The organism is Kluyvera ascorbata (assembly GCF_023195735.1).
Classification (GTDB): Bacteria; Pseudomonadota; Gammaproteobacteria; order Enterobacterales; family Enterobacteriaceae; genus Kluyvera; species Kluyvera ascorbata.
Window position 1 is genome coordinate 2,841,604 of the sequence record NZ_CP096201.1, and the last position, 11,839, is coordinate 2,853,442.

Sequence of the window (11,839 nt, forward strand, 5' to 3'; positions counted from 1 at the left end):
GAAATGCAAACCGTATTAGCAAAAATCGTTGCCGATAAAGCGATTTGGGTAGAAGCCCGCAAACAACAACAACCGTTAGCCTCGTTCCAGAATGACGTACAGCCAACCCAGCGCAGCTTCTATGATGCGCTGCGCGGCACCCGCACCGCCTTTATTCTGGAGTGCAAAAAAGCCTCTCCGTCGAAAGGGGTGATCCGCGATGATTTCGACCCGGCGCGCATTGCTAACGTTTATAAGCACTACGCTTCGGCAATTTCCGTGCTGACCGATGAGAAATATTTCCAGGGCAGCTTCGACTTCCTGCCTATCGTCAGCGGCATCGCGCCGCAGCCGATTCTGTGCAAAGACTTTATTATCGACCCTTACCAGATTTACCTGGCGCGTTTCTACCAGGCAGACGCCTGTCTGCTGATGCTCTCCGTGCTGGACGACGAGCAGTATCGTCAACTGGCGGCGGTGGCACATAGCCTGAACATGGGCGTGTTGACCGAAGTCAGTAATGAAGAAGAGCTGGAACGCGCCATTGCGCTGAAAGCGAAAGTCGTCGGCATCAACAACCGCGACCTGCGAGACCTGTCCATTGACCTTAACCGCACGCGCCAACTGGCACCGCGCCTGGGTCACGATGTCACGGTCATCAGTGAATCTGGCATTAACACCAATGCCCAGGTACGTGAGCTAGCGCACTATGCCAATGGCTTCCTGATTGGCTCAGCGATGATGTCCCATGACGACCTCAATGCCGCCGTGCGCCGCGTGCTGCTTGGCGAGAATAAAGTCTGCGGGCTCACGCGTGTAGAGGACGCACAGGCCGCCTATGAAGCCGGCGCCATTTACGGCGGTTTGATTTTCGTTCCAACGTCACCTCGTGCGGTCAGCGAAGACCAGGCGCGCGAAGTGATCAACGCGGCACCGCTCTCTTACGTTGGGGTGTTCCGTAATACACCTGCGGCGGATGTCGTTGCACGTGCCACTGCGCTTGAGCTCAGCGCCGTTCAACTTCACGGTGACGAAGATCAGGCCTATATCGACGCCCTGCGCGCCGAACTGCCCGCCAGCGTGCAAATCTGGAAAGCGCTGAGCGTCGCCGACAAGTTGCCTGCACGCGACCTCAACCACGTCGATAAATATGTTTTCGACAACGGTCAGGGCGGTTCCGGGCAGCGTTTCGACTGGGCACTGTTACAAGGTCAGGATCTGAGTAATGTGATTCTGGCCGGTGGTTTAAGCGCAGATAACTGCGTGACCGCCGCCAAAAGCGGCTGCGTCGGACTGGATTTCAATTCAGGCGTAGAGTTACAACCGGGCATTAAAGATGCCAGCAAACTGGCCTCGGCATTTCAAACGCTGCGCGCATATTAAGGAGCAATAATGAGCACTTTACTGAACCCCTATTTTGGTGAATTTGGCGGGATGTACGTTCCGCAGATCCTGATGCCTGCCCTGCGCCAGCTGGAAGAGGCTTTCGTCAGCGCCCAGAAAGACCCTGCGTTTCAGGCAGAGTTTACCGACCTGCTGAAAAACTACGCGGGTCGCCCAACGGCGCTGACCAAGTGTCGTAACCTGACAGAAGGCACCAAAACCACGCTGTACCTCAAGCGTGAAGATTTACTCCACGGCGGCGCGCACAAAACCAACCAGGTGTTGGGTCAGGCGCTGCTGGCGAAACGCATGGGTAAAACCGAGATCATCGCTGAAACCGGCGCTGGTCAACATGGCGTGGCGTCTGCACTTGCCTGCGCCCTGCTCGGCCTGAAATGCCGCATCTATATGGGTGCAAAAGATATTGAACGTCAGTCGCCGAACGTGTTCCGTATGCGCCTGATGGGCGCGGAGGTTATCGCGGTACACAGCGGCTCCGCTACCCTGAAAGATGCTTGTAACGAAGCGCTGCGCGACTGGTCTGGCAGCTATGAAACCGCGCACTATATGCTCGGCACCGCAGCAGGTCCGCACCCGTTCCCAACCATCGTGCGTGAATTCCAGCGCATGATTGGTGAAGAGACCAAGGTGCAAGTCCGTGAAAAAGAAGGTCGCCTGCCGGATGCGGTCATTGCCTGCGTCGGCGGCGGTTCTAACGCCATCGGCATGTTCGCCGACTTTATCGATGAAACCAGCGTCGGCCTGATTGGCGTTGAACCTGCCGGTCACGGTATCGAAACCGGCGAACACGGCGCGCCGCTGAAACACGGTCGTGTGGGTATCTACTTCGGCATGAAATCGCCGATGATGCAGACTGATGAAGGCCAGATTGAAGAATCTTACTCGATTTCTGCCGGTCTGGACTTCCCGTCCGTTGGGCCACAGCACGCCTTCCTGAACAGCATTGGCCGCGCCGAATACGTATCAATTACCGATAACGAAGCGCTGGATGCCTTCAAGGAGCTCAGCCGCCACGAAGGGATTATCCCGGCGCTGGAATCCTCCCACGCTCTGGCGCACGCGCTGAAAATGATGCGCGAAAATCCAGAAAAAGAGCAGCTGCTGGTCGTAAACCTGTCCGGTCGCGGCGACAAAGACATCTTTACCGTACACGATATTCTGAAAGCGCGAGGGGAAATCTGATGGAACGCTATGACAACCTGTTTGCTCAACTGAAGTCCCGCAAGGAAGGCGCGTTTGTTCCCTTCGTCACGCTGGGCGACCCGAACCCGGAGCAGTCGCTGAAGATTATCGACACGCTGATTGCCGCCGGTGCTGACGCGCTGGAGCTGGGGATCCCGTTCTCCGACCCGCTGGCGGATGGCCCAACCATCCAGAACGCGACCCTGCGCGCCTTTGCTTCCGGCGTTACGCCGACCCAGTGCTTTGAAATGCTGGCGGCCATTCGTCAGAAGCATCCGACGATTCCAATTGGCCTGCTGATGTACGCCAACCTGGTCTTTAACCGTGGTATTGATGAGTTCTATGCCGAATGCGCTCGCGTAGGCGTCGATTCAGTGCTGGTTGCCGACGTGCCGGTAGAAGAGTCCGCGCCGTTCCGTCAGGCCGCGATGCGCCACAACGTTGCCCCTATCTTCATCTGCCCGCCAAACGCCGACGATGAACTGCTGCGCCAGATTGCCGAACACGGCCGTGGCTATACCTACCTACTCTCCCGAGCAGGCGTCACCGGTACCGAAACGCGCGCCGCGCTGCCGCTACACCATCTGGTAGAAAAGCTGGCCGAGTACAACGCGGCACCGCCGCTGCAGGGCTTTGGTATTTCTGCACCGGATCAGGTAACCGCGAGCATCGAAGCGGGTGCTGCCGGGGCTATTTCGGGTTCCGCGATTGTTAAAATCATTGAGCGCAACGTCGAGAAGCCTCATGTGATGCTCGACGAGCTGTCAAACTTTGTGAAAAGCATGAAAGCGGCGACCAAAACCGCATAATCCCTCAGGCCGCCTGGCGCTCGTCAGGCGGCTTATTGCTGCTGTAAGCTGTCGGCATATTTGCGCGTCAGCGTGAACAGCGCCTGTACCTCATCCGGTGACCAGTTTGCCAGCACCTGATTCATCAGTTTCTGTCGCGCCCGCGCAATCTGCGCAAAAATCGCCTGTCCCTGTTCGCTCAACGTCACTTCGCTAATACGCCTGTCGTTCGCGTTCGGCTGCTTGTGCGCCAGCCCCTGCGCTTCCAGCTTTTTCACCTGACGGCTGACGGTGGTGTAATCCCGCCCAAGATTATCCGCCAGCTCCACCACGCCTATCGGCCCACGGCGGCCAATCGCCACCAGCAGCGGAAACAGCAGCTGTTCCAGTTGAACGCCCGCGGCCTGTAACAGCTGCTCATCGCGGGCGGGCTGGTTCATTACACCGATGATATCCAGCAGCGCGCCGTGAAACGTCGTAATGTCATAATCATTATGTGCATATTGCATATATCTTCCAACCGAGTATAGTGCCGTTATCTGATATGTGCATTTTACACATAAATACCCTATGGAGACAAAATTATGAAAGCAGCCGTGGTCTTTGACCTCGCCCAAGGCCCTATTTGGGCCGATTTTAATGAACCGCAGGTCGGCGAGCAGCAAACGTTAGTTACCGTACGCGCCGCCGCGATTAGCCATGTTGTTAAGAGTCGCGCTTGCGGGAAGCACTACAGTTTTGACGGCACGCTGCCGTTTGTCGTCGGTATCGACGGCACCGGCACACTCCCCTCTGGCGAGCGGGTCTATTTCGCCTTCCCCGCGTCTCCGTGGGGCAGCATGGCACAATACGCGCCCGTTGCTTGCCAGAACTGCTTTGCGCTGCCGGATGGCTTAGACGATGTGACCGCCGCCGCGATGGCAAATCCGGGAATGTCCGCATGGGCAGCGCTGGTCAAACGCGCAAAATTTGAGGCGGGTGAAACCGTGCTGGTGAACGGCGCGACCGGCAGCGCGGGACAGCTCGCGGTGCAGATTGCTCGCTACCTTGGCGCAAAAAAAGTGATTGCGACCGGGCGCAATGCCAGTGCACTCGCCGCGTTGAACGCCGATGCCACTATCCTGCTAACCGGCGATGACACCGCTCTCAGCGCCGAGTTTGCGGTGCAGGCCAATCAGGGCATTGACGTGGTTATCGATTATCTTTGGGGACATAGCGCCGAGCTGATGCTGCCTGCGCTTGCCAAATACAGCCCGGGCAACGCCCCCCTTCGCTATGTTCAGGTGGGGTCACTTGCAGGAAGCGATATTGCGCTTAACAGTGCGGTATTGCGCTCTGCCCCATTACAGCTGATGGGAAGCGGTATTGGCAGCCTGTCGATGCCTCAGCTTTTGCAGGCAACCGGCGAAATGTTACATGCCGCCGTTGCCGGTGGTTTTACCATCGCCACCACCCCCGTTCCCCTGCGCGATGTCGCCTGCGCGTGGTCGCAGGACAACAGTCAGAAACGCACCGTTTTCACCCTCGATTAAAAAAAATCGCTTTCACACAAAAGATAGGGTTGATATCTTAAATGAGAAATATTATCTTTCTCATTACCGAATAGTTGAGCAAATCACTCAGGTATTCGGTACGACATTGCTCACATTGCTTCCAGTATTTTTGCCCGCATTCTATGCGGGCTTTTTTTTGGCCCCGTGCCAGCCCCGGGGTCGGCGCAAACGCCTCGCCCGCGCTACACGGTTTGTAGCCCGGCCAAGCGAAGCGCTGCCGGGAGCAGCCCCCTACCAACAATTGTCTCGCCCGTATTCATTAGACGTCGTAGTATAAAAACTCCTCGCCCCGATGGAGTTACCCATGTCAGAGTCCCACAACATTCTCGCCTTCGCCTTCGTGTCTCTCGGCATGGCGCTTACCCCCGGCCCTAATATGATCTACCTGATCTCACGTTCCATTTCTCAAGGGCGCACTGCGGGGTTGGTCTCACTTGGCGGCGTAGCGCTGGGCTTTATCTTCTATATGGTCAGCGCCGCCTTTGGCTTAACCGCGCTGATGATGGCAGTACCCTACGCCTATGACGCGCTGCGCATTGCCGGCGTCATCTATCTGCTGTGGATGGCATGGCAGTCGGTACGCCCCGGCGGGCGCTCACCGTTCCAGCTAAAAGAACTGCCTAAGCACAGTCCGCGCAAGCTGTTCCTGATGGGCTTTCTGACCAATCTGCTCAACCCCAAAATCGCCATCGTCTACCTTTCTCTCCTGCCGCAGTTTATTAACCCCATGCAGGGCAGCGTGCTGACGCAGTCGCTGATATTGGGCATGACGCAAATCGTTATCAGCGTGTCAATTAACGCGCTAGTGGCAATTTCAGCGGGCACCATTGCTCTATTTCTGGTGCGCCGTCCGTCGTTTGGCACCATCCAGCGTTGGTTAATGGGGGGCGTATTAACGGGGCTGGCGATTAAGATTGCCACTGAATCCCGCCGCTAGCGGCGGGAATTATTCCACGACAACTTTCACTTTTGGCTTCGACAGCAGAATTTTCACAAGCTCGGGTAAAGAGACCGGTTTATAAAAATAATACCCCTGCAGGAAAGTGATGTTGTTGCGGCTGAGATAGTCGAGTTGGGCCTGCGTTTCGACGCCTTCCGCGACGATGCTGATAGAGAGTTTTCGTGCAAGCTCCAGTACGGTATCGAGGATAAGCGTGGAGTCCTTATAGGCATTCACCCTGCCAACAAAGCTCTGATCGATTTTGATGTAATCGATATGCAGGTCGTGCAAATAAGAGAGCCCGGAGTATCCGGTACCAAAATCGTCGAGCGCGATAGTAAACCCGCTTTCATGCAGCACGTTCAGCGTCTGAATCAGATGCTCATCGACGTGCAGCGGCTCGCGCTCTGTCATTTCAATCACCAGATTCAGATCTTTTCGTATGAAATTCTTTTTATATTCAAGGCACTCGGCAACAAACGTTGGCGAGGTGGTGATGCTGCCAACTTACTGATTTAGTGTATGATGGTGTTTTTGAGGTGCTCCAGTGGCTTCTGTTTCTATCAGCTGTCCCTCCTGTTCAGCTACTGACGGGGTGGTGCGTAACGGCAAAAGCACTGCCGGACATCAGCGCTATCTCTGCTCTCACTGCCGTAAAACATGGCAACTGCAGTTCACTTACACCGCTTCTCAACCCGGTACGCACCAGAAAATCATTGATATGGCCATGAATGGCGTCGGATGTCGCGCCAGTGCACGCATTATGGGCGTTGGCCTCAACACGGTTTTACGTCACTTAAAAAACTCAGGCCGCAGTCGGTAACCTCGCGCATACAACCGGGCAGTGATGTGATTGTCTGCGCTGAAATGGACGAACAGTGGGGCTACGTCGGGGCTAAATCGCGCCAGCGCTGGCTGTTTTACGCGTATGACAGGCTCCGGAAGACGGTTGTTGCGCACGTCTTCGGTGAACGCACTCTGGCGACGCTGGGGCGTCTTATGAGCCTGCTATCACCCTTTGACGTGGTGATATGGATGACGGATGGCTGGCCGCTGTATGAATCCCGCCTGAAGGGAAAGCTGCACGTAATCAGCAAGCGATATACGCAGCGAATTGAGCGGCATAACCTGAATCTGAGGCAGCACCTGGCACGGCTGGGACGGAAGTCGCTGTCGCTCTCAAAATCGGTGGAGCTGCATGACAAAGTCATCGGGCATTATCTGAACATAAAACACTATCAATAAGTTGGAGTCATTACCTGGCGAGGTTATATGCGACGCGCTGAAATTAATCCCCACATGGAACCCTTCCGGCAGCTTGCTTTCAATCGCATTCATATGCGCCACGACCTGAGTCATCAGGCTACGCGTCAACGCAACGATCAGCCCAGACTTTTCGGCAGCGGGAATAAAGACCGAAGGCGAAATAAAGCCCGCCTTCGGATGCTTCCAGCGCGCCAGCACCTCAATACCCCGCAGGGTACCCTCCCTACCGTTCATGATAGGCTGATAGAAAGGCACAATTTCACCTTTCGCGATGGCCCTGCGCAATGACTCTTCTGGGGTTGTGCTTTTGTTAAGGTATTTGTACAGCGCGTAGGCGGCAATGCAGGACATCAACAACAAGAAGATAAGGATCCCACCGCCCTGGTGAATCAGGCGGCTCGCGCTAAACAACGGTGGGAGATTGTACTGGATGCTAAAAGGATAGGCAGCCGCCTCGATGGTGCCGCGCCCGGGCGCATTTTCCACCCGCGTAGTAATATCGCCGCTCATGCCCATCACCTGATTGCCCACCGCTAACGAATAGTTTACGTAGCGTAGGGGCGTATTCATGGCGTCGCGTATATTACGATCGCTGATGCTAACAATAATGCGTTTTCCCGCAAAATGTCGTTGAAATAGCATCACAGGCCGGTTATCTACCGCATTTTTTGCGGGAATCAGCGACAGCTCTTTTTCGGGGATCGTATCCAGGTGTCGAAGCAGCACATTATTACCGGGCAACGACGTACACCAGACCTTCCCCTCACTGAGGATTACTAGCGTTCTTAGATGCGGCTGCACCGCCGCCTCGGTCCCTAACTGGTATTGCCCTGCGGAATCACATCCCCGAGTGCTAACCTCAACCGCTACGCGGGTTGCATCCTTTGCTTCGTTAAGAATAGTGGCAATATTTTGGGCAGCATAACGGGCGCCAGCTAAGCGATCCTCCCGAAGCGAATACCAGAGCTGGGCATTAAGAATAAAAACACCGGCAACCAGAAGAAGTATCGCGGCACAGACGGGAATGAGGATATTGCGCATTAACGTCACCAGGCCGTGAGTAAGGAAACCGTAGCGTTGTTTGTTATACCGTAAGCATGGTCGATAACACGCAGAAATGCCATACGTGGCGCGCTGCGGCTATTTAAGGCTCCTCAGAAATTTATTTAACACCTCCGAGCGAATGATTCTGTGGCATACCAGCGTTAACTCGCTATCCGCAAGCTTGTCGATGATATCCACATAAATAACATTCTCGACCCTGACTGCCCTGGCAGAAGCAGGTAATAACGCAATGCCGAATCCCGCCGAGACCAGGCTAATAACGGCAAGGACATCGGTCACGTGTTGTATCACCTGAGGCTGGAACCCCGCGCTGTTACAGGCATCATAGAAGAATTGTTCCAGCCCTACGCCTTCTGGGTCATGCAAAGAAATCCATTTGTCGTCTTTAACGGAGGAAAGCGTCAACGCCGAAGAGGTGGACAAGGGATGCTGCGTATAGAGCGCCAGTACCGTTTTTTCTGAGGTAAAAGGTCGGCTTTGCAGATCATCCGGTAACGCCGGAAGCGGCGCGCGGATGATGGCAACATCCAACTGGTTATGTTGCACGGCGGCGTACAACGTTTGCACATTCCCCGTCATCATTGACAATGAGATAGCGGGCCATTGCGCATGCAGCCGACGCAGGTCGCCTGGAAGTTTACCGTCGAGCATCACGCTTGGTACGCATCCGAGATTTAAAATGCCCTGTTCCCCTCTGGCCGTTTGCCGGGCATCGATCACCGCCTGCTCCGCCATCGACACGGCAATCCTGGATTTATTGAGGAATGCTTCACCGGCTGGTGTCAACGTTAAGCGCCTATTTGCCCGGCTAAACAGCGTAACGCCTAAGCGTTCTTCCAGGGTTTTAATCTGCTGGCTCAGCGCAGGCTGCGCCATACTCAAACGCTCTGCGGCTTTGTGCATATGGAGCTCTTCGGCCACGATGATAAAGTTGCGCATCAGTCGAAATTGCATACGTTCCACCGAGAAAATGATAATAAAATTCTTATCAAAATAGCATGAATGATGCAATTGATGGTATTTCGCATTCGGATGAGAATGGGGTTAACGACAATCAGGAGAAGCACATGGAAAACCAGATTAACGATCTCAGAAGCGCCATCGCGTTGTTACAACGCCACGACGGTCAGTATATTGAAACCGACCACCCAGTTGACCCTAACGCGGAACTCGCAGGCGTTTATCGTCATATTGGCGCCGGCGGCACGGTAAAACGTCCAACACGCATTGGCCCTGCGATGATGTTCAATAGTATTAAAGGCTTTCCAGATTCTCGTATTCTTGTGGGAATGCACGCCAGCCGGGAACGCGCCGCGCTGCTGTTAGGCTGCGAACCATCCAAACTCGCCCAGCATGTCGGTCACGCGGTAAAAACACCGGTTGCGCCCGTCGTTGTCCAAGCCTCACAGGCACCCTGCCAGGAACAGGTATTCTACGCTGACGACCCTGATTTTGACCTGCGCAAACTGCTTCCAGCACCGACCAACACGCCGATTGATGCAGGCCCGTTTTTCTGCCTTGGCCTGGTGCTAGCGAGCGATCCAGAAGATTCGTCGCTCACTGACGTTACCATTCACCGTCTCTGCGTGCAGGAGCGTGACGAGCTTTCCATATTCCTCGCTGCCGGACGCCATATCGAAGTCTTTCGCAAAAAAGCGGAAGAGACAGGAAAACCGCTGCCGGTGACCATTAATATGGGGCTCGACCCGGCTATCTATATTGGCGCTTGTTTTGAAGCCCCGACCACGCCATTTGGTTATAACGAACTGGGCGTTGCAGGCTCGCTACGTCAGCATCCTGTTGAACTGGTTCAGGGTGTCTCCGTACAGGAAAAGGCCATTGCGCGTGCAGAGATTATTATCGAAGGTGAAATCCTGCCAGCCGTGCGAGTCAGAGAGGATCAGCATACCAATACCGGACATGCAATGCCGGAGTTCCCAGGCTACTGCGGCGGCGCTAACCCCTCCTTACCGGTTATCAAGATCAAAGCTGTGACCATGCGTCACCACGCTATCTTGCAAACGTTGGTGGGGCCTGGCGAAGAACACACCACGCTTGCCGGTCTACCGACGGAGGCCAGTATTCGTAATGCTATCGAAGCGGCTATTCCAGGATTTCTGCAAAACGTTTATGCCCATACTGCTGGCGGCGGTAAATTCCTCGGGATATTGCAGGTGAAAAAACGTCAACCGTCTGATGAGGGACGTCAGGGGCAGGCAGCCGCTATCGCTTTAGCCACCTACTCCGAGCTTAAGAATATTATTCTCGTCGACGAAGACGTGGATATCTTCGACAGCGACGACATTCTTTGGGCCATGACGACCCGAATGCAGGGCGATGTCAGCATCACAAATCTGCCGGGGCTGCGCGGGCACCAGTTAGATCCATCACAATCGCCAGATTACAGCCATTCAATCCGTGCAAATGGCATTACCTGTAAGACAGTATTTGACTGTACCGTGCCGTGGGCGTTGAAATCCCAGTTTGAACGCGCCCCCTTTATGGAGGTTGACCCTACACCGTGGGCACCAGCGCTTTTCCAAAAATAGGGCAAGTCACGCCGCTCTTCGTCCCTTTTGGGGTGAAGAGATACCAGGTCGCCTGGGCGGCATTGCCAGCGTTGTAGTTACAAAATAACCCGCTAAGGTGGGTTATTGGCTATTTACCAGATTTCTCGCCATTGCCTTACCGATACACAGTGATGTTCATTCATTTTCCGCCTGACAAAGCTCGGATGATATTCGTATCGAAAGAACTGGTGTACCTGAAGACTACTACGCATGTTCAACACTTTTACCAGCCGATTGACGCGCATATAAAACAGCTTGACGCTTATCCCCATTACCCTTGCGGCTTCATTCATTGAGTCATTGAGCAAAAGCCCATAGACCGTCGTTTTATCTCGATGGGTAAAATTATCCATATTTCGGCGCGCCAATAATAAACGCATTGCGACTTCGTAGCTTATACCAGGGCAATCACATATTACTTCATGATACTTCTCGATTGGAGCATGATTCTCTATAGAAACGAGTGACACCAGCGCCCGAGAAACCGCAGAAGAATTACCGATGAAAATAAATCGGTTTACATCATTATTACGTCGAACATAACGCAAAACGTCAAGCAAAGAATGGCAGGAAGCTAGGTCGATGATACAGGTATTCTGCGCGAACTGGTTTTGCTGATATAACGTTTCAAGTGCAAAGCGTAAGAATTGATTACGAGTCTCAATATAATAATTCACAGTCATTTTCCATCAATCAGGGAGAGGCCAGCTATCTCCCCAACGTTAATCTATTATTAGAAGCTGAAACGAATATCAGCTATACCATGAGTTTTTAGACATAACGATACAGACTCAGGCCGACAATCCTTTTGCTGGTTAGAAAGGGCATCATGGCAAGCGACTCTATTTATCGTTTCGTCTATCCCGCTCTGAATAGCGGTTGACATCAATCCTACTTACTCAGCCCTATTACAGCAATTTGTATTGATATTTATCCATTATTCAAATTTTTATTCTTAAATATAAATAAAATACAAACCATTTAACCGTATGCGTTGTTGGATTGATCTTGTATGAGATAATGGAGAAACGTAAACAACGGGCATATCTACAAGTTAATTGCGTGTCGATATCTTCCCCTGCGATGTATGGA

11 protein-coding genes and 1 pseudogene are annotated in these 11,839 nt (G+C 53.6%); 7 read left to right on the forward strand and 5 right to left on the reverse strand.

Annotated features, from left to right (window positions below; genetic code table 11):
• The first annotated feature begins 3 nt into the window (after nt 1–3).
• The 3 genes from trpCF to trpA are packed head-to-tail and all read left to right on the forward strand — an operon-like array spanning nt 4 to nt 3,374.
• Nucleotides 4–1,362 carry a bifunctional indole-3-glycerol-phosphate synthase TrpC/phosphoribosylanthranilate isomerase TrpF gene (trpCF, locus tag MY052_RS13595; RefSeq protein WP_248537184.1) on the forward strand — a complete coding sequence of 453 codons (1,359 nt, stop codon included), beginning with the start codon at nt 4–6 and terminating at the stop codon, nt 1,360–1,362.
• A gap of 9 nt (nt 1,363–1,371) precedes the next feature.
• Nucleotides 1,372–2,565, forward strand: coding sequence for a tryptophan synthase subunit beta (gene trpB / locus MY052_RS13600; protein WP_035892954.1), 1,194 nt, complete (start codon nt 1,372–1,374; stop codon nt 2,563–2,565).
• On the forward strand, nt 2,565–3,374 hold the full coding sequence (trpA, locus tag MY052_RS13605) for a tryptophan synthase subunit alpha (protein WP_248537185.1): 810 nt from the start codon (nt 2,565–2,567) through the stop codon (nt 3,372–3,374). Before trpB ends, trpA begins: the two co-directional genes overlap by 1 nt.
• Before the next feature lie 32 nt (nt 3,375–3,406).
• Here trpA and MY052_RS13610 read toward each other — a convergent pair whose 3' ends face one another.
• Nucleotides 3,407–3,862: a MarR family winged helix-turn-helix transcriptional regulator gene (locus MY052_RS13610; protein WP_248537186.1), complete on the reverse strand. Its 456-nt coding sequence runs from the start codon at nt 3,860–3,862 to the stop codon at nt 3,407–3,409.
• 75 nt (nt 3,863–3,937) lie between these two features.
• Between MY052_RS13610 and MY052_RS13615 the strand changes: the two genes are divergently transcribed.
• Nucleotides 3,938–4,885: a quinone oxidoreductase family protein gene (locus tag MY052_RS13615; protein WP_248537187.1), complete on the forward strand. Its 948-nt coding sequence runs from the start codon at nt 3,938–3,940 to the stop codon at nt 4,883–4,885.
• A gap of 325 nt (nt 4,886–5,210) precedes the next feature.
• The gene (locus MY052_RS13620; protein ID WP_248537188.1) at nt 5,211–5,843 is read left to right on the forward strand and encodes a LysE family translocator; all 633 of its coding nucleotides are present in this window, start codon (nt 5,211–5,213) and stop codon (nt 5,841–5,843) included.
• Nucleotides 5,844–5,852: 9 nt separating this feature from the next.
• On the opposite strand, the pseudogene MY052_RS13625 reads toward MY052_RS13620, so the two are convergent.
• Nucleotides 5,853–6,335, reverse strand: a pseudogene (locus MY052_RS13625) (EAL domain-containing protein); the annotation flags it as partial.
• A gap of 58 nt (nt 6,336–6,393) precedes the next feature.
• Here MY052_RS13625 and MY052_RS13630 point away from each other — a divergent pair.
• Nucleotides 6,394–7,091 (forward strand): IS1 family transposase gene (locus tag MY052_RS13630; RefSeq protein ID WP_248537189.1). Its coding sequence is split into 2 segments (ribosomal slippage): nt 6,394–6,643 and nt 6,643–7,091, totalling 699 coding nucleotides; the frame shifts between segments, so codons are not numbered across the junction.
• Here MY052_RS13630 and MY052_RS13635 read toward each other — a convergent pair.
• Together MY052_RS13635 and MY052_RS13640 are read right to left on the reverse strand one after the other, a co-directional pair.
• Nucleotides 7,026–8,153, reverse strand: coding sequence for an EAL domain-containing protein (locus tag MY052_RS13635; RefSeq protein WP_248537190.1), 1,128 nt, complete (start codon nt 8,151–8,153; stop codon nt 7,026–7,028). The two genes, MY052_RS13630 and MY052_RS13635, sit on opposite strands and share 66 nt — an antisense overlap.
• 99 nt (nt 8,154–8,252) lie before the next feature.
• Complete coding sequence (locus MY052_RS13640; RefSeq protein ID WP_248537191.1) at nt 8,253–9,131, reverse strand: LysR substrate-binding domain-containing protein; 879 nt, start codon at nt 9,129–9,131, stop codon at nt 8,253–8,255.
• A gap of 113 nt (nt 9,132–9,244) precedes the next feature.
• Here MY052_RS13640 and MY052_RS13645 point away from each other — a divergent pair, with 113 nt between their 5' ends.
• On the forward strand, nt 9,245–10,726 hold the full coding sequence (locus MY052_RS13645) for a UbiD family decarboxylase (protein WP_248537192.1): 1,482 nt from the start codon (nt 9,245–9,247) through the stop codon (nt 10,724–10,726).
• Nucleotides 10,727–10,839: 113 nt separating this feature from the next.
• On the opposite strand, the gene MY052_RS13650 is transcribed toward MY052_RS13645, so the two are convergent.
• The gene (locus MY052_RS13650) at nt 10,840–11,424 is read right to left on the reverse strand and encodes a hypothetical protein (RefSeq protein ID WP_248537193.1); all 585 of its coding nucleotides are present in this window, start codon (nt 11,422–11,424) and stop codon (nt 10,840–10,842) included.
• Nucleotides 11,425–11,839 lie beyond the last annotated feature (415 nt).

Excerpts from the sequence above, each read along its gene's own strand:
- trpCF (WP_248537184.1), top strand. The coding sequence starts at position 4 with ATGCAAACCGTATTAGCAAAAATCGTTGCCGATAAAGCGATTTGGGTA.
- trpB (WP_035892954.1), top strand. The coding sequence starts at position 1,372 with ATGAGCACTTTACTGAACCCCTATTTTGGTGAATTTGGCGGGATGTAC.
- trpA (WP_248537185.1), top strand. The coding sequence starts at position 2,565 with ATGGAACGCTATGACAACCTGTTTGCTCAACTGAAGTCCCGCAAGGAA.
- MY052_RS13610 (WP_248537186.1), bottom strand. The coding sequence starts at position 3,862 with ATGCAATATGCACATAATGATTATGACATTACGACGTTTCACGGCGCG.
- MY052_RS13615 (WP_248537187.1), top strand. The coding sequence starts at position 3,938 with ATGAAAGCAGCCGTGGTCTTTGACCTCGCCCAAGGCCCTATTTGGGCC.
- MY052_RS13620 (WP_248537188.1), top strand. The coding sequence starts at position 5,211 with ATGTCAGAGTCCCACAACATTCTCGCCTTCGCCTTCGTGTCTCTCGGC.
- MY052_RS13635 (WP_248537190.1), bottom strand. The coding sequence starts at position 8,153 with ATGCGCAATATCCTCATTCCCGTCTGTGCCGCGATACTTCTTCTGGTT.
- MY052_RS13640 (WP_248537191.1), bottom strand. The coding sequence starts at position 9,131 with ATGCAATTTCGACTGATGCGCAACTTTATCATCGTGGCCGAAGAGCTC.
- MY052_RS13645 (WP_248537192.1), top strand. The coding sequence starts at position 9,245 with ATGGAAAACCAGATTAACGATCTCAGAAGCGCCATCGCGTTGTTACAA.